The 21,101-nt window shown below is 72.3% G+C and carries 16 protein-coding genes and 1 pseudogene; 8 read left to right on the top strand and 9 right to left on the bottom strand.

Features of this window, described 5'->3' with window-relative positions; all coding sequences use genetic code 11:
• The first annotated feature begins 137 nt into the window (after positions 1-137).
• Both ACLQ28_RS08495 and ACLQ28_RS08500 read left to right on the top strand, forming a co-directional pair.
• Positions 138-1,418 (top strand): thymidine phosphorylase, encoded by a 1,281-nt coding sequence (locus ACLQ28_RS08495; RefSeq protein WP_425685632.1) that lies wholly within the window; start codon positions 138-140, stop codon positions 1,416-1,418.
• A 109-nt stretch (positions 1,419-1,527) separates the two neighbouring features.
• On the top strand, positions 1,528-2,208 hold the full coding sequence (locus tag ACLQ28_RS08500; protein ID WP_425685633.1) for a DUF4272 domain-containing protein: 681 nt from the start codon (positions 1,528-1,530) through the stop codon (positions 2,206-2,208).
• Positions 2,209-2,210: 2 nt separating this feature from the next.
• Here ACLQ28_RS08500 and ACLQ28_RS08505 read toward each other — a convergent pair whose 3' ends face one another.
• On the bottom strand, positions 2,211-3,221 hold the full coding sequence (locus ACLQ28_RS08505) for a putative RNA methyltransferase (protein WP_425685634.1): 1,011 nt from the start codon (positions 3,219-3,221) through the stop codon (positions 2,211-2,213).
• A gap of 111 nt (positions 3,222-3,332) precedes the next feature.
• Here ACLQ28_RS08505 and ACLQ28_RS08510 point away from each other — a divergent pair, with 111 nt between their 5' ends.
• Positions 3,333-4,406: an adenosine deaminase gene (locus tag ACLQ28_RS08510; protein WP_425685635.1), complete on the top strand. Its 1,074-nt coding sequence runs from the start codon at positions 3,333-3,335 to the stop codon at positions 4,404-4,406.
• Between the two features lie 3 nt (positions 4,407-4,409).
• Here the strand turns inward: ACLQ28_RS08510 and ACLQ28_RS08515 are convergent, their stop codons facing one another.
• Positions 4,410-4,703, bottom strand: a complete 294-nt coding sequence (locus ACLQ28_RS08515) for a hypothetical protein (protein ID WP_425685636.1) — start codon at positions 4,701-4,703, stop codon at positions 4,410-4,412.
• Between the two features lie 502 nt (positions 4,704-5,205).
• On the opposite strand from ACLQ28_RS08515, the gene ACLQ28_RS08520 reads away from it, so the two are divergent.
• The 4 genes and pseudogenes from ACLQ28_RS08520 to ACLQ28_RS08535 all read left to right on the top strand — a co-directional run.
• The gene (locus tag ACLQ28_RS08520; RefSeq protein ID WP_425685637.1) at positions 5,206-8,790 is read left to right on the top strand and encodes a nitrate- and nitrite sensing domain-containing protein; all 3,585 of its coding nucleotides are present in this window, start codon (positions 5,206-5,208) and stop codon (positions 8,788-8,790) included.
• Complete coding sequence (locus ACLQ28_RS08525; RefSeq protein ID WP_030329023.1) at positions 8,787-9,191, top strand: roadblock/LC7 domain-containing protein; 405 nt, start codon at positions 8,787-8,789, stop codon at positions 9,189-9,191. The genes ACLQ28_RS08520 and ACLQ28_RS08525 overlap by 4 nt, the downstream gene beginning before the upstream one ends.
• A 95-nt stretch (positions 9,192-9,286) precedes the next feature.
• The gene (locus tag ACLQ28_RS08530) at positions 9,287-9,664 is read left to right on the top strand and encodes a DUF742 domain-containing protein (protein WP_030329021.1); all 378 of its coding nucleotides are present in this window, start codon (positions 9,287-9,289) and stop codon (positions 9,662-9,664) included.
• A gap of 1 nt (position 9,665) precedes the next feature.
• Positions 9,666-10,247 (top strand): annotated as a pseudogene (locus tag ACLQ28_RS08535) (GTP-binding protein); the annotation flags it as partial.
• Between the two features lie 275 nt (positions 10,248-10,522).
• On the opposite strand, the gene ACLQ28_RS08540 reads toward ACLQ28_RS08535, so the two are convergent.
• Together ACLQ28_RS08540 and ACLQ28_RS08545 are read right to left on the bottom strand one after the other, a co-directional pair.
• On the bottom strand, positions 10,523-13,042 hold the full coding sequence (locus ACLQ28_RS08540; RefSeq protein ID WP_425685823.1) for a transposase: 2,520 nt from the start codon (positions 13,040-13,042) through the stop codon (positions 10,523-10,525).
• Positions 13,043-13,081: 39 nt separating this feature from the next.
• Complete coding sequence (locus ACLQ28_RS08545; RefSeq protein ID WP_425685638.1) at positions 13,082-14,041, bottom strand: DNA primase; 960 nt, start codon at positions 14,039-14,041, stop codon at positions 13,082-13,084.
• Between the two features lie 160 nt (positions 14,042-14,201).
• Between ACLQ28_RS08545 and ACLQ28_RS08550 the strand changes: the two genes are divergently transcribed.
• A complete protein-coding gene (locus ACLQ28_RS08550; RefSeq protein WP_425685639.1) occupies positions 14,202-14,543 on the top strand; it encodes a PadR family transcriptional regulator in 342 nt (113 codons plus the stop codon).
• A gap of 30 nt (positions 14,544-14,573) precedes the next feature.
• On the opposite strand, the gene ACLQ28_RS08555 is transcribed toward ACLQ28_RS08550, so the two are convergent.
• The 5 genes from ACLQ28_RS08555 to ACLQ28_RS08575 all read right to left on the bottom strand — a co-directional run bounded on the left by ACLQ28_RS08555 (position 14,574) and on the right by ACLQ28_RS08575 (position 21,071).
• A complete protein-coding gene (locus tag ACLQ28_RS08555; protein WP_425685640.1) occupies positions 14,574-15,248 on the bottom strand; it encodes a permease prefix domain 1-containing protein in 675 nt (224 codons plus the stop codon).
• Between the two features lie 68 nt (positions 15,249-15,316).
• The gene (gene cydC / locus ACLQ28_RS08560) at positions 15,317-17,122 is read right to left on the bottom strand and encodes a thiol reductant ABC exporter subunit CydC (RefSeq protein ID WP_425685641.1); all 1,806 of its coding nucleotides are present in this window, start codon (positions 17,120-17,122) and stop codon (positions 15,317-15,319) included.
• Positions 17,119-18,795, bottom strand: a complete 1,677-nt coding sequence (gene cydD / locus ACLQ28_RS08565) for a thiol reductant ABC exporter subunit CydD (RefSeq protein ID WP_425685642.1) — start codon at positions 18,793-18,795, stop codon at positions 17,119-17,121. Before cydD ends, cydC begins: the two co-directional genes overlap by 4 nt.
• Complete coding sequence (locus ACLQ28_RS08570) at positions 18,792-19,799, bottom strand: cytochrome d ubiquinol oxidase subunit II (protein WP_425685643.1); 1,008 nt, start codon at positions 19,797-19,799, stop codon at positions 18,792-18,794. The genes cydD and ACLQ28_RS08570 overlap by 4 nt, the downstream gene beginning before the upstream one ends.
• Before the next feature lie 18 nt (positions 19,800-19,817).
• A complete protein-coding gene (locus tag ACLQ28_RS08575) occupies positions 19,818-21,071 on the bottom strand; it encodes a cytochrome ubiquinol oxidase subunit I (protein ID WP_425685644.1) in 1,254 nt (417 codons plus the stop codon).
• Positions 21,072-21,101 lie beyond the last annotated feature (30 nt).

The raw sequence follows: 21,101 nt of genomic DNA on the forward strand, positions 1-21,101 counted from the left end.
GGGGCGCGGGGCCGCGGGTGCCGGGCTGGGGGCGGGCGGGCTTGACCCGCCCGCCGGCCCGGGGCGCCCCCGGCCCCGTCGTGGGCACGGCCGTCCATCGGGCACGGTTTCTCGACACGACTGAGAAAGATCATTTGATGAGTGCTTTTGCTGCTGTTGACGTTATTCGGGTCAAGCGGGATGGCGGGGTGCTGTCGGACGCGCAGATCGACTGGGTGGTCGACGCGTACACCCGGGGGGTTGTCGCCGACGAGCAGATGTCCGCGCTGGCGATGGCGATTCTGCTCAACGGCATGACCGGGCCGGAGATCGCCCGGTGGACCGCCGCGATGATCGCGAGCGGTGAGCGGCTGGACCTCTCGGCGGTACGCCGGCCGACTGTCGACAAGCACTCCACCGGCGGTGTCGGCGACAAGATCACTCTGCCGCTCACGCCGCTGGTGGCGGCGTGCGGCGCTGCCGTGCCGCAGCTGAGCGGCCGTGGTCTCGGGCACACCGGCGGCACGCTGGACAAGTTGGAGTCCATCCCCGGCTGGCGGGCCACGGTGAGCAACGACGAGTTCATCGCCCAGTTGGACGAGGTCGGCGCGGTGATCTGCGCGGCCGGCGCCGGGCTCGCCCCCGCCGACCGCAAGCTGTACGCGCTGCGTGACGTCACCGGCACCGTGGAGGCGATCCCGTTGATCGCCAGCTCGATCATGAGCAAGAAGATCGCCGAGGGCACCGGCGCGCTTGTCCTCGACGTCAAGGTCGGCTCGGGTGCCTTCATGAAGTCCGTCGACCAGGCCCGCGAACTGGCTCGCACCATGGTCGAGTTGGGCGGCGCGCACGGTGTGCGGACTGTCGCCCTGCTCACCGACATGTCCACCCCGCTCGGCCTGGCGATCGGCAACGCGGTCGAGGTGACCGAGTCGGTCGAGGTGCTGGCCGGTGGCGGGCCGGCCGACGTGGTGGAGCTGACGCTGGCCCTGGCCCGGGAGATGCTCGACGCCGCCGGCCTGCCGGACGCCGATCCGGCGGCCGCGCTGCGCGACGGGCGGGCGATGGACTCCTGGCGGGCGATGATTCGGGCGCAGGGCGGCGACCCGGACGCGCCAATGCCAGCTGCCGCCGAGGTCGAGGTGGTCCGCGCCGAGCAGGACGGGCACGTCGCAGCCGTCGACGCGTACGCCATGGGGGTTGCGGCATGGCGACTCGGCGCAGGTCGGGCCCGCAAGGAGGACCCGGTCAGCGTGCCGGCCGGTGTGGTGTTGCACAAGCGGCCGGGTGACGCGGTGCGGGCCGGTGACCCCCTCTACGAGCTGCGCGCCGAGGACGCGACGCGGATTCCGGCGGCGCTGGCCGAGGCCGCCAACGCGGTGCGGATCGCGCCGGACGCGCCGGCGGCGACCCCGTTGGTCATCGAGCGCATCGGCTGATCGAAAGGGGCCGGGGTGGCGTGGTGCCGGTCACCTGAGAGCGCTATTCTCGCAGGCCAAGGGGGGACAACCGGCCTTGAGCCGGCGCGAGCAGACAGGAATACCCGCCGTGACCGTTGCTGCCCCCGATCCACGTGAGGTGCGCGAGGCGAGCCTGGACGAGCTGTCCCGGCTGGGCCTGCCGTTGCCGCCGACCCAGTTTCCGCTCGTCTGGGAGCCGGGTGACGAGATCGAGCTGCGCCCCACGGCGGAGATCGAGGCGCGGATCGCGGTGCTGCACCTGATCCTGGCCCGCTGCTTCGGGATGCCCCCGGAGTCGGCGATGAGCTGGCTGCTCGGTTCGCACCTGGTCGACATGGTCACCCCGCCGGAGTGGCAGTTCGTGATGGGCGGCAAGGGCGACCACCGCTCGTTCGTGCTGCACCACGACGCGCTCTTCGCACTCGCGTGGGTGCTCGGGTTGAGCAAGCAGCTCGACCCCACCCTGGCCGTCGACGAGCGGTTGATCGAGCGGCTGCCGCACATCGCCGACGGGGAGACGTTCCCGCGGTGGCGTTCCCGGATCCTCACGGCACCGCAGCACCCGGCCGACGCGGCCGCCCTGCTCGACCTGCACTACTGCCTGGACTGGGCGTATCTGGAGACCGAGCGCGGCGGCCGGCGGGCGCCGGGCCTGATCGACGCGAACGCGATCGGACAGCGGCGCTGGGCGCTGGAATGGGCGGTGATCCTGCGCGGGCCCTACCACGACGAGCCGCCCGGTTGGGAAGAGGTCGACCTCTCCACCTGAGCTCAACGAGGTCGGAGCACGTCAACCCGGACCGCCACGGTCACCCGGACCGGCTCGGGCAGCGCGGCCAGCCGGGCGGTGAGCGCGCCCGGGTCGGTGTGCCAGGCGCTGGGACCCATCCCGACCAGGGTGGCGACCTCTGGCCGGGTCAGGGCCAGCTCCGCCCGGTGCACCGCCGAGCTGACCGCGGTGAAGTGCCCGCCCAGGCTGCCGGCCACCCGGTCGGCCTTGTCCGGATCGACCCGCAGCAGGTCGAGGGCACCCACCAGTTCGGTGAGGTGGTCGGTGTCGGGCGTGACCACCAGTAGCGTGCCGGCCGGGTCGAGCACCCGGTGGAACTCCGGGCCGTTTCGTGGGGCGAAGACGTTCAGCAGCACGGCGGTCGAGGCGTCCGCGAGCGGCAGCCGCTGCCAGGTGTCGGCGAGAGCCGCGGCGGCCCGGGGGTGCGCGCGGGCGGCGCGGCGCAGCGCCGGCTTGGACACGTCCAGGGCCAGACCCACGGCGTCCGGCAGCGCCGCCAGCACCGCGCCGAGGTAGCGGCCCGTGCCGGCGCCGGCATCCACCACCAGGGGGTACGCCCCGAAGTCTGGCGTCGGTGGTTCGGCCCGTACCCCTGGTGTTGGGCCCTTTGCTCTGCTTCCCTCCACGCAACAGTTTTGCCCTGCCGCTGTTGCCTCGGTTGAAGCAGAGCAAAGGGTGGACGGAGGAGGCCCAGGGTGCGGCCAGGACATCCGCCGGAGCCGGCCGGCGGCCTCCGTCGCGGCGACGGCCAGGGCAGCCGAAATGACGTCGTAGTGGCCCGCGTCGAGGAAGTCCGCCCGGGCGGCAACCATCTCGGCACTGTCCCCGACGTGCGGGGCGCGCCCCGTGAGCAGATTGACGTATCCCTGCCGGGCGATGTCGAAGCTGTGCTGGCGGGTGCAGCGCAGCGCCCGCGTGGAACCGGCGCTCTGTTCGACCAGCGGCTCACCGCAGATCGGGCAGCACAGGCGGTCGACGACTCGGGGGTCCATCAGGCGTTCCGTGACCGTAGTTCCACCTCGATCACGGTAGGCCACCGGCAGGTGAGGGTGATGCGCCGGTCCCAGCGGCGGGGTTGCCCGCCTCGTGACTAGGGTCTGAGCATGGTCGCGACTATCCGGTACGAGGACATCGTCAAGGTCCCGAAGGCGTTGCTGCACGACCACCTCGACGGTGGGCTGCGGCCGGCGACGATTGTCGAACTGGCCGCCGAGGTGGGCCACGAGCTGCCCACCACCGATCCTGAGGCGCTCGGCCGCTGGTTCGTGGACGCGGCCGACTCCGGCTCGCTGGAGCGCTACCTCGAAACGTTCGCGCACACCGTGGCGGTCATGCAGACCCCGCCCGCGCTGCGTCGGGTGGCCCGCGAGTGCGCACTGGACCTGGCCGCCGATGGAGTCGTCTACGCCGAGGTGCGCTTCGCCCCGGAGCAGCACCTGGAGCAGGATCTGAGCCTGGACGAGGTGGTCGAGGCGGTGCTGGCCGGGTTCGCCGAAGGCACCGCCCAGGCTGTCGAGGCGGGCCTGACCATCCGGGTGGGCACACTGCTCACCGCGATGCGCCACGCCGCCCGCTCCCAGGAGATCGCCGAGCTGGCCGTGCGGCACCGGGACGCCGGAGTGGTCGGCTTCGACATCGCCGGCGCCGAGGCGGGCTTCCCGCCCACCCGGCACCTGGATGCCTTCGAGTACCTGCAGCGGGAGAACTTCCACTTCACCATCCACGCCGGCGAAGCGTTCGGTCTGCCGTCGATCTGGCAGGCGATCCAGTGGTGCGGAGCGGACCGGCTCGGTCACGGGGTGCGGATCGTCGACGACATCGCCCCCGACGGTGCCCTGGGCCGGCTGGCCGCGTACGTCCGGGACAAGCGGATCCCGCTGGAGCTGTGCCCCTCGTCGAATGTGCAGACCGGTGCGGTGGCCTCGATCGCGGACCACCCGATCGGCCTCCTGCGGGACCTGCGGTTCCGGGCCACCGTCAACACCGACAACCGGCTGATGAGCGGCACCTCGATGTCGCGGGAGATGGCGCTGCTGGTGGAGACGTTCGGCTACGGCTGGAAGGAGCTGCAGTGGTTCACCATCAACGCGATGAAGAGTGCCTTCATCCCGTTCGACGAGCGGCTGCGGATCATCGATGAGGTGATCAAGCCGGCGTACGCCGAGCTGCTGGCCTGAGAGTCAGCTGTGCGGGTGGCCGGCGAGCAGGCCGGCCACCCGGTGCAGCACCTCCCTGGCGCGGGCGGCCTCCGCACCCAACCCGGTCTGCCGCCGCAACACCGCGGGCTCGGCCCGGAGAAGCGCCACGCCACGCCGGATCAGCACCCGAGGCGCCTTGCGCTGCTCGGACAGGTCGCGGGCCAGCCGGCGCAGGAAGGTCGCCCCGCGTGGCCGGCGCAGTGCGTACGCCCCGGCGAGCAGTCCCAGGCGACGGCACTCCTCGACGATCTCGGCGGCGAAAATCCCTTCAGCCACGAAAAGTGGCGATCCGGCGAGATCAAATGACCGGGTGGCCACCCGTCGATCTGCGCCGATCGCATAAACCGGAACATCGGCCCGGCCCTCGCCAGCTAGTCGGGTAATGATTTCGATCGCGGACGTTGCGTCCCAGGACAGTGGCGACTCCCAATCCACCTGGCCGTTTCGTCGCGGCAACGTAGGGTCATCGCCTTCTTTGTAGAAGTCGTCCAAGCAGAGCACCGGTAAGCCGGTTTGCTGTGCAATGTACGACTTTCCCGACCCAGAAGGGCCGGCGAGCAGGACAACACGGTGCGGATGTTTCATTACCTTCAGTTACTCCGGCCAGACGGACTGCTATCAAATCGCATCAACATCTCATCACACCTTGGGCAGGTGACAACCTGGGCTTTCTTCTTGTCGACCGGCGTGATGGAATCTCGGGGGTCCGACCCGCCGGGTCGGTCGCTGGGCGTTGCCCGGGGCAACGCGTTGAAGCTGTAATCGCGAGGGCGGTGACGTGAGCAAACGGCCAAAGACGGCGGGCTCCTTCCTGTCGCGGCTGCGCCGGCCGGCCAGCCGGCTCCGGGACATGCCGATCTGGTCCAAGCTCGGTCTCATCATGATCGTGCCGACCATCGCCACGGTCGTGGTGGGCACAAGTGGTCTCGTCGACCACGTGGAGACGCTCAACAATGCCAACCGAGCCGGCGACCTCGCCAGGCTGTCGAGCTATTCGGGCAACCTGGTCGACACGCTGCAGGACGAGCGGACCGCCGCCGTGCTGCTGCTGGGGGCGGACGGGACGCAGCCGATGGCGCAGTACCAGGAGGCCTACAACCGGGTGAATGCCCGGGTGGACCAGGAGACGCGCCCCTACCGGCAGCAGCGTGCCGAAGTCGAGGACCTGCCGGGCAGCCTCGAGACTCTGCTCGATGGCATCGACCAAAACCTGCAAGACCTGTCGGGCATCCGCAGTCAGGTGTTCAGCGGCAAGCTCGCGCTCACCGAGACTGTCCAGGCGTACGAGGGTCTGATCAGTGACCTGCTCGCCATCCGCGACTCGGCCACGCAGCTCGCGGGTAACAACGACCTGAGCGACCGGATGCGCGCCGCCGCGGCGGTCGCCCGGGAGAAGGAGTTCCTCTCCGCACGCCGGGTCGTGGTGCACCGCGCGCTGGGCGTCAAGGGTGGGCAACGCCTGACCCCGGCGCTGCGCACCGACTACATCGCCAGCGGCACCGGCCAGCAGCAGGCGCTGCAGAGCTTCAAGGCCGTCGCCACCCCCGACGACGCGAAGTTCCACGACCAGACGGTCGCGGGCGGCGACCGTCGGGAGGCACAGAACTACACCGGCTGGATCGACGGCAACACCACCGGCGACATGCGCGGTGCGCCGTTCAAGCCGGACCAGTGGGAGTCCGCCATGACGGCCAACGCCCAGCTGATCCGCACGGTCGAGAGGAAGCTCGACGGCGAAGTGGTCGCCGGGGCCGACGACCTCCGCTCGGACGTCCAGCGCCAGGTGTTCCTGGAGACCGGCCTGCTCCTCGGCATGCTGCTGCTGGCCATCCTCTTCGCGTACCTGGTCGCCCGCTCCATGGCCCGCTCACTCCGTGAGCTGCGGCAGGGCGCACTCTCCGTCGCCCAGTACGGCCTGCCCCAGGCAGTGGCCCGGCTGCGCGACCCGCAGGTCGTCGGGCAACTCTCCCCGGTGCAGTTGGCCAACCAGATCGCCGAGCCGCTGCCGGTCCGCAGCAAGGACGAGTTCGGCCAGGTGACCGAGGCGTTCAACGCCGTCCACCTGGAAGCCGTCCGCACGGCCGCCGAGCAGGCCGCACTGCGCGCCTCCGTCGCGACCATGTTCGTCAACCTGGCCCGCCGTTCGCAGATCCTGGTCGACCGCCTCATCGGGCACCTCGACCGGCTGGAGCGCGGCGAAGAGGACCCGGACCGACTGGCCGAGCTGTTCCAGCTCGACCACCTCGCCACCCGGATGCGCCGCAACGACGAGAACCTCCTGGTGCTCGCCGGTGCCGACTCCACCCGTGTGCAGCGTGAGCCGGCTGCCCTGATCGACGTGCTGCGCGCCGCGCAGTCCGAGGTCGAGCACTACACCCGGATCGAGTTCGGTGTCATCGATCGAGACATCGAGGTCGCCGCGCACGCGGTCAACGACCTGGTGCACCTCGTCGCCGAGCTGTTCGACAACGCCACCGCGTTCTCTCCGCCCGACTCGCAGGTGATGGTCGAGGCCCGCCGGGTCGGCGACCGCTCCTCGCTCTACGTCGAGGACCGCGGCATCGGCATCAGCGCCGAGCAGTTGCACGACCTCAACGAGCGGCTCGCGACGCCGCCGCAGGTGGACGTGGCCGTGTCCCGGATGATGGGCCTCGTCGTGGTCGCCCGGCTGGCGTCCCGGCACGGTGTCCGGGTCGAGCTGCGCCCCGGCTCCGACCGTGGCACGGTCGCCGAGGTGACGCTGCCCACCTCGGTGCTGGTGCCCCGGGCGCTCTCCGGCCGGGTGCAGCAGCCCCCGGCTCTGCCCGCCGCCAACGGCCCTCAGCAGGGTGGGCCCACGCCGGTCTTCGGCGCGCTGCCCGCGCTGGGCAACGGCCCCCGCCCGAGCGAGTCCGGCAACCAGGTCACCCTCGGCGGTCGTCCGTTCGAACCCGCATCGCGCAACGGTGCCGGCGCCCCCGCCAACACGGGCGCTTACCGCTCGATGCCGGCCTGGTCGGACCTGACCGGCGCGGCCGGGACGAACGGTGTCAACGGCAGCGACGGGTTCACCCCGCGGCCGGCCAACGGCCAGTCGAACGACCCGCTGCCGCAGCGCCGCGCCGGGGACGACACCCCGACCAGTGGTCAGCAGCCGTCCATCCCTCGGCAGTTGCCGAGCAGCCCGGAGGCGCATCCGCACTCGGCGCCCCCGGTCTCCGCGCAGCCCTACTCCGGCGCGCCGGTCTCCGCCTCGCCGGCCTCGGGTCAGCCGTACTCCGGGCAGCCCTACTCGGGTGCGCCGTACGGCGGTCCGCCGGTGTCCGCCGCCCCGGCCTCCGGGCAGCCGTACGCCGCTCCGCCGGTGTCGGCGTCGCCGGCCTCCGGGCAGCCCTATTCGGGCCAGCCGTACTCGGTGCCGCCGGCCTCCAGCCAGTCGTTCAGCGGTTTCGCGCCCCGGTCCGCTCCGCCCGCGCAGACGCCCAGCGTCCCCGCACCGCCGGCCTGGCCGCCGGTGCCGGGTGGCGACCGGGACGCGGCGACCCCGCCGGTGCCGGAGCGGCTCGCCGCCGCTCTGGACATGACGACGGAACTGCCGCGTGTGCCGCGACCCGGCGAGCAGCCGACAGCCGCAACCCGGGCTCCGGCTCCGGCCCGGGCTCCGGCTCCGGCTCCGGCTCCGCAGAGTCGGCCGGCACCGCAGCAATCGCAGGCGCAGAACCGTCAGCGGTACGCGGACGAGACGATGGAGCTGCCGATCTTCCGGGAGCTGGAGTCGGCCTGGTTCCGTACCCGCCGCCCGGGCTCGGACGAGCCTGCGGCTGACGCCCAGCCGGCAACGAACGGCGACTCCGCGACCCAGCAGTTCGCCACGGTCGAGGCCACCGGTCGGACAGTCCACAAGACACCACCCGGGACGACAGGTAACACACCGATGGCAGACACTCCGACGGCCGGAGGAGCGCCGCGGGACAACGGCTCCACAGCGAGTGAGGGCGCCCGCCCCAGCCTCGCTGAAAGCCTGCCGAACCGCCGGCCTCAACCACAGACCAACGGCTGGCAGACCGCAGCTGACGACGGCTGGCGTGCTGCTTCGGCGGCGGCTGGCGCGGCACCGGTGAGCGAAACCACCACTACCGGCCTGCCGAAGCGCAAGCCGATGGCGCAGCTCGTGCCGGGTGCGGTGGAGAAGCCCACCACCTCGGTCCAGCGCCGTTCCCCGGAGGCGGTCCGTGGCCTACTCTCCGCCTACCACCGGGGCGTGCAGCGAGGGCGTAGCACCTCGGACAACCCGACCAGCCCGGAGGCGACTCCGGGAGGGCAATCCTCGCAGTCTGGCTCAGGCCCGGTGGCCGGGAGCGGGCAGAAGGAGCAAGAAGGATGACAACTACACAGGATCTTGGTTGGCTGCTTGCCAACTTCGCTGACCGGGTGCCCGGCGTCGCGCATGCGGTCGCCGTCTCGGCGGACGGCCTGCTCCTCGCGTCGTCACGGGATCTGCCGCGCGACCGGGCCGATCAGCTCGCCGCGATCTCCTCGGGTCTGGTGAGCCTGACCCAGGGGGCAGCCCGCTGCTTCGAGGGAGGCGCGGTGTTGCAGACCGTCGTGGAGATGGACAATGGCTTCCTGTTCCTGATGTCCATCTCGGATGGCTCGTCCTTCGCCGTGCTGGCAGCCCGCAGCTCCGACGTGGGCCAGGTCGGCTACGAGATGGCGCTGCTGGTCGACCGGGTGGGCGACGCGCTGACCCCGCAGCCGCGTGCGGCTGCGGGCATGCTGGGCTGACGCCTCGCCGATCGTGAGGTCGGCACGACTGCAACGACAACGACGGGTTTCACCGGTGGGAGCCGGTAGCGGGTACGAAGGAGGTGAGCGGCGAGATGGCCGATCGTGACGAACCGACCGGAGCGTTGGTCCGTCCATACGCCGTGACCCGTGGTCGTACCCGTCCCCGGCTCGACATCGCGCTGGAGGCGCTCGTCGAGACGACGGTGCGCGGCCGGGCCGCTGCCAATGGCAACGGCGGCCAGGGCCGCGAACACCAGTACATCGCCGCGCTGTGTGACGGACGCGTGCAATCGCTCGCAGAGATCGCGGCGCGGATGCAGCTCCCGCTCGGTGTGGCCCGGGTGCTCATCGCCGATATGGCGACGGACGGCCTGGTCGCAGTCCATGAGCCGACCATCCTGGACGACTCCGATGACGCGGTGGGCACTGAACTGCTGGAGAGGGTGCTGAGTGGACTTCGCAGGCTCTGACATGTCGCACCGCCCGCCGAACCCGAGTGGGCGCGTGACGTCGGCGAAGATCGTTATCGCCGGTGGATTCGGCGTCGGTAAAACGACGCTGGTCGGCTCGGTCTCGGAGATCACGCCGCTGACCACCGAGGCCATCATGACCTCCGCTGGCGTGGGCGTCGACGACACCCGGCAGGTGCCGGGCAAGACGACGACCACGGTGGCCATGGACTTCGGCCGGATCTCGATCGACCGTGACCTGATCCTGTACCTGTTCGGTACGCCGGGTCAGACCCGATTCTGGTTCATGTGGGACGAACTGGTTCGGGGCGCGATCGGTGCGGTCGTGCTGGTGGATACTCGCCGGCTGGCCGACTGCTTCGCGGCGATCGACTTCTTCGAGCACCGACGCCTCCCGTACCTGGTGGCGATCAACTGCTTCGACGGGATGCAGTACCACGACCCGCAGGACGTTCGGGACGCCTTGGCGATCTCGAGCGACGTGCCGGTGGTGGCCTGCGACGCCCGTAACCGGGAGTCGACGAAGCACGTGCTGATCTCGCTTGTCGAGTACGTGCTCACCATGCGCCGTACGCGCGCCGTACGCGCGCCGTCGCCCCGGCCTGATCGCCGACGCTGCACGCCCGGTGGTGGCTTCGGCTGCCATCGGGCGTTAGGTCCTGCCCGCCGCGCTGGCTAGCGCCGTGCGTGGCCCTTCGCCGCCTTCTTGAGGTCTGGAAGCTGTCCGCCCCGCGGGGCGGACGTCCGCCAAGGATCATCGAGGGGCGGCGTTTTCCATGTCGGGAATCAACCTGCTGACGCGAACGCGCCCCCAGTCGGCTGACTGGGGGCGCGATGACGCTTGGCAGAGGGGTGCGGTCAGGACTGGTAACCGGCCGACCGGTACTCGTACTCCCGGTCGTCGTCGCGGTCCCCGTGGTCGCGGCTGAAGTCCCAGCCACCGGCTGCCTCACGACCGGGCCGACCACCCACCGCGAACCCGCCGATCTCCTGTCCGCGACGCCAGCCGCGGAAGTAGCCGGTGGTGTTCTCCGCGAGGCTCGCCGCATCGCGCACTATCCGCAATGGGCGTTCCTCGCGTAGCGGGGAGCCAGGGACCAGATTGGCCTGTGGCACGCGCTTCGGCAGCCCGGCGTTGGTCTCGGCACCCACCGCGGGGCGGGCTGCCTGCTCAGCGGCCTGCCAGCCGGTGTCCGCCGTGGTCGACCAGTCCAGGTCGGACTCCTCGGGCTGCCCGACGAACCAGGCCGACTTGGCCTGCGCGAAGATCAGCAGATCGCCGTCGCCCTCGTCGGCGACCGGCGGCGGCCGGTGCTCGACCGGCGGCGGCCGGTGCTCCACCGGGGGCAGGCGGTGCTCGACCGGCGGCAGGCGGTGCTCGACCGGGGGCAGGCGGTGCTCCAGGGCGGGCGGCCGGTGCTCCATCGCAGGCGGGCGCTGCTCCAGCGGGGGCGGCGGCCGGTGCTCGGCGGCGCGGTCGGTGCGGGCGGCTGCTCGGCCGCCGCGGGCGGCCTGCTCCCGGTCGACCAACCGCAGCGGCGGCGTCTCCAGGTGCGGATCTGCGGGCGGGGTGAGCCCCTCTCGCAGCGCCCGGTCAGCCAGCGGCGGCGGCTCTACCAGCCGCAGCATGGGTGGTTCCTGCGGCAGGTCGTCCGCCAACCAGGGCGGGGTGACCCGACCGTCGGCGCGACCAGGGTCGGTCGGGGCGTCGATGCCGCGACTGCCGCCGTACGAGTAGGCCGCCGGGTTGTTCGGCGAACTGTCGGCCGGGTCCTCCGGGTTGTTGACCAGTGGCCAGTTGGCTCGGGAGCCGGGCGGCGCGGACTCCTGCTCAGGCCGGGCGGCCGGCATCGGGATGCTCAGATCGGTGGCGCTGAACCCGCCCGTGGGTGGCTCGGCGACCGGGCGTTGCAGGTGGCTCGGCCGGGGCTCGCCGTTGGTCTTGGGGCGGGGTGGGATGACCGTGCGCTGTCGTTCTGCCCGCGCGTTGTTGATCGCGGCGGTCGTCAGCGTCGGCCGGAACGGCTCACCGGCCTCTGCCGGAGGCACCGTGCCGCGCTGTGCGGGTGCGATCGGGGTGATCCCCGGGGGCGGAGGCGGCGGCGAGGAGACCGGACGGTTGGTCGGACCGTCGATCCGGCTGGGCATCGGCTCGGTGCGCCCGGGCAGCGTGGACGCTGGCGGGCCAGCCATCGCTGCCGGGGCCATCGGCGCGGGTGCGACCGGCGGCGGCGTGACCGGAGCCGGGGCGACCGGCGGCGGCCCGAGTGGCCGGGGCGACGCCAGCGGTGCGTTACCAGGGACCGGCTCGGGGCGGCTGCGCCGCCCGACGACCGGTGCGGGGTCGGCGGCGGCCGGCGTGGGTCGGACCGACCGCAAACCGGCAGCGGTGCCGGCCAGACCCGTCAACTCGCCGACCGACTCGCCCCGGCGGGCAGCGGCACGGCGGCCAGGCGCCTGGGCGGGCGTGCTGACTCGTGAGCTGAGAGCGCTGACCAGCGCCTCGCACCCCGCGTCGCAGGCTCGCACGGAGGCGACGGCCTGGCGGACCGTCTCGGCCACCGCAGAGGTGAGCGCGCGGTTGACCGCAGCGCGGCGCGGCGTCTCGGAGATGGCGACCCGCAGGGCGGTCACCGCCTCGTTGATCTCTTCGGCGTCGGCGACCCCGTCGGCGGCGAGGTGCGCGGCGATGGCATCCGCTGCCACCGACACCTCGCGGCCTCGGGCGACGGTGCCGCCGAGCATGCCTGGCTCGGGCAAGGCGTCCAGCACGGCCAGAGAGACCGGTTCGGCCGGATCCGGGTACGCGCGCAAGGCCGCCGGGTAGAGCTCACGCAGAACTTCGCGCAGCGCCACGGCGGCGGAGTGCCGACCGCTGGCCAGAGCGGCGTGCGCGGCGAGCACCTGCTTGTAGCCGGCGAGGTCCCGGGGTGCCGGCAGGGTGACTGCGGAGAGCGCGCCCGCCTGCAATGCGCGGGCCAGGCCGACGGCCCGCCGTTCGGCCGGAGGCGACTGCATCTCCTCCAGTGAGTCGTCATCGGCGAACCGCTCGGCGAAGTCGTCCACCGAGTCGTCGTCGGCGATAGCCAAAGGCCGACCCGCCGCGCTCAGCAGCGAGGTGACCGTGTGGTCGTCGCTGTCGGCGGCGATGGCCGCACCGCTCGGCCCGCCCGACCGCTCCACGAGCAGCGCGACGAGCTGGGCGTAGCCAGCGGCGTCATCGCTGATTTCGCAGACATGCAGCAGACGGCCTGCGTCGTCGACCACAGCGGACGTCAGCGTCGAGCCGGCGGAGGCCGGTCGGTCAGCTGGATCCGCCGAGGCCAGACCGCAGTAAACGCGCACGAGCGCCACGGCGTCGTCCTCCTCCCGGGACAGGTGTTTCCTCTGCCAGCAACTGATGCTCCCCGGTACGGGTCAGTCGCGCCAGTCCACCACCGCAGAGATCTTGCCGACAATGGTGCGCCAACCCAAACTCGCGGTCTGTGCCCCGATCTTCTTCAGCCGACGACGACCCATGAAAGCGCCGATCCCGCCATTGGCGGTGGCACGCAGCCCCTCGTCCAGGTCATCGAGGCTGGAGCCGGCGGAGAGCATGTCCAGTACCGCAGGCAGCCGCAATGCGTACGAAATGTCACGCGCGACCTCGCCGGCCTCGATCAGCAGCGTCGAATCCCAGGTGTCGTGCCCGCCGCGCAGGTTCTCCACGACCAGGTCGAGCTCGTAGGTGTCCTCGTCGAGCGGCGCGATATCAGCCGGCTCCACCCGTTCGGACAATTCATTCCAGCTGTCCAGTTGGGACAGATCGTTGGGCGCACCGGACCGGATGAAACTGACAAGCGACTCGGGGGTCTTGAACAGCAGCAGCTTGCCCTGGTGGCTGAGGAAGACCGGCACCTCCTCGTCGTTCGCCTCGTCCGCCTCGTCCGCCACGTCCTCGTCCGCCTCGTCGGCGTCCGCGTCGGCGGTTGCGGCGCGGCTGCGCGTCGACTCGTCCTCGTCGCTGTCGGCGAACTCCTCGGCCAGCTCCTCGTCGAGGATGACGACGGTCTCGTCGTCCTCCTCCTCGACGACCTGGCGGCGGGCGAGGAACGGGTCGTCCTGGTCGCGCTCGGTCACGTCGGTCGGGGTCAGCGAGCTGGCGGGCCGGTACGCCCGCAGCGTGAAGCCGGTGCCGGCGGGCAGGGCGATCTCCACCGGGTCGATGCGCAGCTCGTCCCAGAGTGAACGGTCGACCGAAGCCGACGGGCGGTCGGTCTCCTCGGTCTCATCTGGCTCGGCCGCGCCGGTGGTGTCGTCGAGCTCGGGCTCGTCGGCGTCGGGCCGTTGGGGCGACTGGCGGGCCACGCTGACCTCCGTGTGCTTCGGGTTGCCCACCCGCCGGGGTCTCTGACCGGCGAGTGACTCTGGGCACATACCCTAGTCGGCGGCCCTGGGTGACCGATGCCCGCACCCCGTTGGCCGGCTGACGCACGGGTTCGACCTGCTGGTTGTTACCGGTGGCGAATCGGCCGATCGACAAGTAGCGTAGCTACGCATGAAGGCCCAGGCGTTGCACGGCCATCTCGACGCTCTGCTGCTCGCCGTGCTCGAACAGGGCGCGCTGCACGGCTACGCCATCATCGAGTCGCTGCGCGCGCGCAGCGAAGGCAGCCTGGATCTACCCACCGGCACCATCTATCCGGCGCTACGTCGCCTGGAACGCGCCGGGTACGTGGCGAGCACCTGGAGCACTGTCAACGGCCGGGAGCGGCGGACGTACGAGCTCACCGACTCCGGCCGGCGGGCGCTGGCAGGGGAGCGCGCCGGTTGGCACGAGTTTCAGCTGACCGTCGGCCGATTCCTCGATCCCGGCACCCAACCCACCACCCCGGCCTGACTCTCCAGTCGAGCTGGCGGGCGGCGCGGGTCAGCGGGCGGCGGCCAGCAGCCAACCGCGCGTCGCGCGAGCCAGCGAGAAGTAGGCGGCGCCCACCAGCACCCCACCGATGATCATTGGTGGCCAGTGCAGCGCCGCGTCCCACAGACTGAGTGACCAGGCGAACAGGGCGCAGCCGTCCACCATGCCGAGAGCCAGCATGCCGGTCAGGCCGGTGCCCACCGCGCGTTGCGCCACGGCCAGGCCCGGCCAGGTGGAACGGGCGCTCGCCGCGACCACCAGCAGACCGGCGACCGCGAGCAGCAGCGAACCCGCCCAGATCCAGTCGACCGAGCTGGAGAGCAGCCTGTAGCCGGCCGGGGGGCGTGGGCCTGCACTCCAACTCGCCCCCCGCCAGGTCAGGTCGCCGGCAGCCATCCCCACCCCGGCGATCGCCAGCATCCGCAGCGAGAGCCCGCGCAGGGCACCGATCGCCAACTCGGCCTGCCAGGAGGGGAGCAGCTGCGCAGGTGAGCCGAACTCGACCACCGCGCGGCGCTGCGCCTCCGTGGGTGGCACACCGCTCTCGCGGTACGCCTCGACGGCGTCCAACAGCCCGTGCCGGGCCTCGGTCAGCAGGTCGGACTTGAGTCGCGCCGGCCCCTGCAACCGGGCGCCCAACTCCCGCAGGTGCTCGTCGACCAACACGTCCTCACAGCGCCCCATGGCACCACCCTGCCACGGACCGCAAGGCCCCCACGTCCGGGAAAACCCTGGTCCGCCCCGGAGGCCGGTCAGGGGGTGAGAGCCAGGTAACCGCGTTCGGCTGCCGCCTGGAGCAGCCACTGGTCCCGGTACCAGCCGTCGGCGGCGACCAACTCGGCGTGCCGACCGCGCTGGATCACCCGGCCGCCGTCGAGGACGACGATCTCGTCCAGCGCGGCCAGCCCGCTGAGCCGGTGGCTGATCAACAGCACCGAATGCTCGGCTGGGGTGGCGGCGAGAGCGGACGCGAGCACCGCGTCCGCGGCGGTCGGGTCCAGCCCCTCGGTGGGCTCGTCGAGCACCAGCACCGGTGGCGCGGCGAGCAGTGCCCGAGCGAGCGCCAGCCGCTGCCGCTGGCCGCCGGAGAGCTGCCCGCCCTCCTCCCCGACCAGCGTGTCCCAGCCAGCCGGCTGGGCGCGTACCCACTCCAGCAGGCCGGCGGCGGCGGTGGCGGCGGTCAGCTCCTCCTCGCCAGCCCCGGCACGCCCGAGCAGCAGGTTCTCGCGCACCGTGGCATGGAAGACGTACGCCTCGGCCAGCAGGCCGCCGACCGCGCGGGGCAGCGCCTCCTCGGCGTACGCCGACAGGTCCTGATCGTTCAGGGTGACCTGGCCGGAGACGGGCCGGACGGTGCCGGTCAGCACGGCGGCGAGGGTGCTCTTGCCGGCGCCGCTCGGGCCGACCACCGCGATCCTCCGCCCGGCCGGCAGGTCCAGGCTGACGCCGTCCAGGGCCGGGGCCGCGCCGGCCCGGTACCGCACAGTCACGTCGACGAAGCGCAGATCGTGCGGGCCGACCAGGTCGGTCACACCGTCAGTGGGTGGCGGAGTCGGCGTGCCGTCGCCGAGCAGGGCGGCCACCCGGGCCAGCCCGGGTCGCAGCTGCGTCCACTGTCGGGCCGCCGCGACCAGCGCCAGTGTCACCTCGACGGCGGCCAGGGCGCCGACGGCGAGGACGCCCACCAGCACCCCCGGCACGTCGGCGGCCAGCGCGGCGAGCACCACCGCTGCGGCGGTCGACCCGGCGGTCAGCACCCCGGCCGCGTCGACCGCGAACCCGGTGGCGGCCAGCCGACGTTCCAGTCGGGCCAGGCGGAGGGCACGCTGCTCGGCGGAGCGCAGCGCGACGTCGGTCGCCCCGAACGCGGCCAGGTCGGCAGCGCCGTGGGTGAGGTCGATCGCGTCGGTGGCCAGTGCGCCGCGCAGTGGGGCCACCTCGGCCGCGCTGCGGCGGGTGACGGCAGTGGCAAGTGCGGGCAGCGCCACGCCGGCAACCAGTAGCCCGACGGCGAGCACGCCGGCGGCCGGTGGCGAGATCAGCGCAGCCACGGCGACCGCCACCACACCGACCAGGGCCGCTGCCGAGCCCGGGACCAGCACCCGCAGCAGCAGGTCCTGGACTGCCTCGACGTCGGAGACCAGCCGGCTGAGCACGTCCCCGGAGCGGTGCACAGCGCTGCGGCGGGCCGCGAGGGTGGCGAAGACCCGGGCCCGGATGTCGGTGATCATGCGGAGCACCGCGTCGTGCCCGGCGAGCCGTTCGGTGTAGCGCAACACGCCCCGGCTGATCGCCAGCGCCCGAACCGCGACGATCGCCACGGTGAGCCGGTCCAGCGGAGGCCGACCGGCGGCGCTCATCAACAGCCAGGTGGCCGTGGCCATCAGGGCCAGTCCGGCGAACTCGGTGGCCGCCGCGAGCAGCCCGGCACCGACCAGACGGCCCAGGTATGGCCGGGCCAGCCGCAGTACGGCCCGCTCGGCGGTGGCCCGCCCGGCCGGTGCCGTGTCGTCGACCGGCTCGATGTCCGCCGGGCCCGGCCCGTGTGCCGTGCTCATCGGGGCGCCTTTCCGGTCGGCTCGGGCGTCAGCTCGGTGACCCGACCGTCCTCGACACGCAGGATCCGGTCGGCATCGGCGAGCAGTGCCGGGCGATGCGCGACCAGCAGCGCCGTCCGCCCGGCGACCAGGCGACGGGTGGCGTCGAGCACCACCGCCTCGGCCGCAGTGTCCAGTCGGGCGGTGGGTTCGTCGAGCAGCACCACCGGTGCGGCCCGCAGAAACGCCCGGGCCAGCGCCACCCGCTGCCGCTGCCCGCTGGACAGCCCGTGCCCGCGTTCGCCGAGCAGGGTGTCCAGGCCGTCCGGCAGGCCGGCCACCACGTCGTCCAGGGCGGCATCGTGCACTGCCGCGGTCAGTGCGTCGGGCGGGGTGTCCGGTGCGCCGAGCCGGATGTTGTCGGCCAGCGAGGCGGCGAAGAGGTGGGCCCGCTGCGGCACCCAGGCGAGCTGCCGGCGCCAGGCGTCCGGGTCGGCGGTGGCGAGGTCGACTCCGTCGACGGTGATCCGGCCGCTGGTCGGGGTCACGAAGCCGAGCAGCAGACCGAGCAGGGTGCTCTTGCCGGCGCCGCTGGGCCCGATGATGGCGATCCGTTCGCCGGGCCGGATGGTCAGGGTCACGTCGCGCAGCGCGGTGGTCCGCTCGTACGCCACGGTCACCCCCTCGAACCGGATCTCGCGCCGCGCGTCCGGGGTGGTGGCGCCCTCGGCGGCCCGGGGTGCGGCGGGCGCGGCCGAGATGGTCAGCGCCTCGTCCAGCGCGGCGAGCCCTTCCATGCTGGCGTGGAAGCGGCTGCCGGCAGCGCGCAGCGGCAGGTACGCCTCCGGGGTGAGTAGCAGCACCAGCAGCGCGGTCTGCAGGGCCAGCCCGCCGCCGAGCAACCGGATGCCGACCGGCACCGCGACCAGCGCCACCGAGAGGGTGGCGACCAGCTCCAGCACCAGCGCGGAGAGGAACGCGATCCGCAGCGTCTTCATGGTGGCGACGCGATGGCCGTCGGCCATCCGGCGCACCACGTCGGTCTGTGCCTGGGCTCGCCCGAACGCGCGCAGCGTGGGCAGCCCGGCGACCATGTCCAGGAAGTGCCCGCCGAGCATTGCGAGCCGGCGCCACTGCCGTTCGGTGGCGGCCTGCGCCTGCCAGCCGAGCAGTGCGCCGAAGACCGGGATCAGCGGCAGGGTCAGCGCGATGATCAGCGCCGAGCTCCAGTCGGCGAAGACGACCCGGGCCAGCACTGCCAGCGGCACCGTCACGCTGAGCACCAGTTGCGGCAGATAGCCGGTGAAGTAGGCGTCCAGCGCATCCAACCCGCGCCCGGTCAGGGTGGCGAGCTGGCCGGCCCGCTGCCCGGCCACCCAGCCAGGCCCGTGCCGGCCCACCGCGCCGAGCAGGTCGGCCCGCAGCGTGGCCTTGACCGTGGCGGCGACCCGTGCCGAAACCGTGCCCTGCGCCCAGACCAGCGCCGAGCGGGCGGCGACCGCGATCACGAAGCCGGCCAGCGCCGGCCGATCCAGCCGACCGTCGACGGCGGTGGCCAGCACCGCTGCGAGCGCGGTGGCCTGCGCCACGATCAGCCCGGCGGCGAGCACGCCCAGCAGCGCGAGCACGGCAAGATCGCGCCGGGCCGCAGGGACCCGGCGCAGCAGACGCGGGTCGAACGGACGGCGGTTCACCAGTACACCGGTGCCCTACCGTCGGTCCGTCCTCGGAAAACCCACCAACACATCGCCTGGAAGCCTAGTAGGGCCGGAAGCAGCGGCAACGCCACCCAGCCGAGCAGCCGCAGTGTCGGTGCGCTTGCGGCGGCGTCGGCCACCATCAGCGATGCGCCCGGGTCGGTCGTGGACACCAGGACGTAGGGCCAGAGGGCCGCGCCGACCAGCGCCACCGGCAGCGCCAGGGCCGCGCCGGTGGCGATCAGGGCCCACCCCGGCCGCCGCCGCGTCAGCGCCGCGCGGGCCGCCAGCAGCGCCGCCACGAGCAGCACCGGCAGGAGTACGGCCACCGCTGGCCGCTGGACCGTGTCGCGTACCCGGGCGGAGAGCAGGCCCACGACGGTGGCCAGGGCGACCGCGGTGAGCGCCACCGGCACCAGTCGGCGGGCCGTGCGGCCGACCACAGCGGCGTCGGCGGTCGGCAGTCGCAGGGTGAGGAAGGTCGCACCGTGCACCGCGACCAGGGCCACCATGGTCAGCCCGGCAGCGGCCGCGAAGGGAGTAGCCAGATGCGACACCCCGGCGACGTGGCCGTCGGTCTGGCGGGGCATGCCCTGCAGCAGCGCGGCGAGCAGCACACCCCAGCCCAGCGCGGCGAGGGCGCTGCCGATCATCACGACGCGGTCCCAGCGGGCGCGGACCCGCTCCTCGGCGGGCCGGCTGCGCAGTTGGACCCCGACGGTGACCAACACGACACCGACCAGCGCGCCGGCGACTGCCGGATAGCAGCCGGAGAGCAACTCGCCCTCCAACACTGGGAATGCGCCGAAGAGGATGCCCACGGCGGCCACCAGCCAGACTTCGTTGCCGAGGAAGAACGGGCCGACCGCGGTGAGCGCGGCCCGCCGCTCGGCCGGGCCAGCACCCCGCGCGAGCAGCAGCCCGACGCCGTAGTCGTAGCCGGCCAGCACCAGGTAGCTGGCGTTGAAGAGGCCGAGCAGGGCGTACCAGGCGAGGTCCACGGTCTTCTCCTCAGATCCTCAGACGAGGGCGGGTTCGGGGTGGGTCGATTCATTGGGCGGCGCCGGTGGGCGGCCGAGCGGCGGGTCGACCGCGCCGCGCGCCGCGTGCCGGGCGAGCAGCACCCAGTTGGTGACGGCGAGAGTGCCCAGCAGCAGGCTGAAACCGATCAGCGAGGCGAGCATCACGGGGGTGCCGACCGGGGAGACCGCCTGTTCGGTGGGGAGCAGCCCGTACGCCACCCAGGGTTGACGGCCGACCTCGCGGGAGATCCAACCGAGGATCACCGCGACGAACGGCAGCGGCAGCGCCAGCAGGATCAGCCAGAGCGGGAAACGCAGACGAATGATCCAGTCCCGGAAGAGCAGGGGGAGCAGCAACCAGACGCAGCCGAGGGTGAAGCCGATCAGGATCATGAAGCCCAGCCCAACGCTGGCCAGCACCGGTGGGGTGTAGTCGCCGGGGCCGAACCGGGCGGTCCACTCGGCGATCAGCGCCTGGGCCTCCGGGCTCTGGCCGCCGAACTTGGTCGGCTGCACCCGGCCGACCGGGCCGAACTGGGCGAAGCCGAAGCCCTGCACCAGGGTGATCGCCAGCGCCGAGACGACGAGGCCGATCCGCAGTGAGGTGCGGAAGAGCACAAAGTCGGGGGTACGCCGGATCAGGTGCCATGCGCTGACCGCCGCCATCAGCATCCCGCCGACAAGCAATGCGGCCGAGACCACGTGCCCGAATGCCATGCCGAGGCTGGGGTTGGTGAGTAGCGCGCCGAAGTCGGTGAGGTGGGCGATGCCGTCGCGTACCTCGTATCCGACCGGGTTCTGGAGCCAGGAGTTGGCCACCATGATCCAGAAAGCCGATGCGTACGCGGTGATCGCCACGCCCCAGAGCAGCGCGAGGTGGACGCTCTTGCGGAGCCGGTGCCAGCCGAAGATCCACATCCCGAGGAACGTGGACTCGAGGAAGAACGCCACAAGTGTCTCGATGGCCAGTGGTGCGCCGAAGACGTTGCCGACGTAGCGCGACAGGCCACTCCAGTTCAGCCCGAACTGGAACTCCATCACGAGGCCGGTGGCGATGCCGAGCACGTAGTTGATCACGTAGAGCTGGCCCCAGTACCGGGTGAGCCGCTCCCACTTCGGGTTGCCGGTGAGCACCCAGGCGGTCTGCATCCCGACCAGCAGGGTGACCAGCCCGATCGTGACGACCACGAACAGGAAGTGGATCGAGGTGGTGGTGGCGAACTGCAGGCGGGCGAGGAGCAGGGTGTCCATGACCGGCCCTCCGTAGCGTTGGCTGCCTTG

It is taken from the genome of Micromonospora sp. DT201, from assembly GCF_049841575.1.
In the GTDB taxonomy this organism is placed as follows: domain Bacteria; phylum Actinomycetota; class Actinomycetes; order Mycobacteriales; family Micromonosporaceae; genus Micromonospora.

Coding starts and splice junctions, on each gene's coding strand:
- ACLQ28_RS08530 (WP_030329021.1), top strand. CDS start 9,287: ATGGCCGATCGTGACGAACCGACCGGAGCGTTGGTCCGTCCATACGCC.
- ACLQ28_RS08510 (WP_425685635.1), top strand. CDS start 3,333: ATGGTCGCGACTATCCGGTACGAGGACATCGTCAAGGTCCCGAAGGCG.
- ACLQ28_RS08575 (WP_425685644.1), bottom strand. CDS start 21,071: ATGGACACCCTGCTCCTCGCCCGCCTGCAGTTCGCCACCACCACCTCG.
- ACLQ28_RS08495 (WP_425685632.1), top strand. CDS start 138: ATGAGTGCTTTTGCTGCTGTTGACGTTATTCGGGTCAAGCGGGATGGC.
- ACLQ28_RS08505 (WP_425685634.1), bottom strand. CDS start 3,221: ATGGACCCCCGAGTCGTCGACCGCCTGTGCTGCCCGATCTGCGGTGAG.
- ACLQ28_RS08525 (WP_030329023.1), top strand. CDS start 8,787: ATGACAACTACACAGGATCTTGGTTGGCTGCTTGCCAACTTCGCTGAC.
- cydC (WP_425685641.1), bottom strand. CDS start 17,122: ATGAGCACGGCACACGGGCCGGGCCCGGCGGACATCGAGCCGGTCGAC.
- ACLQ28_RS08555 (WP_425685640.1), bottom strand. CDS start 15,248: ATGGGGCGCTGTGAGGACGTGTTGGTCGACGAGCACCTGCGGGAGTTG.
- ACLQ28_RS08550 (WP_425685639.1), top strand. CDS start 14,202: ATGAAGGCCCAGGCGTTGCACGGCCATCTCGACGCTCTGCTGCTCGCC.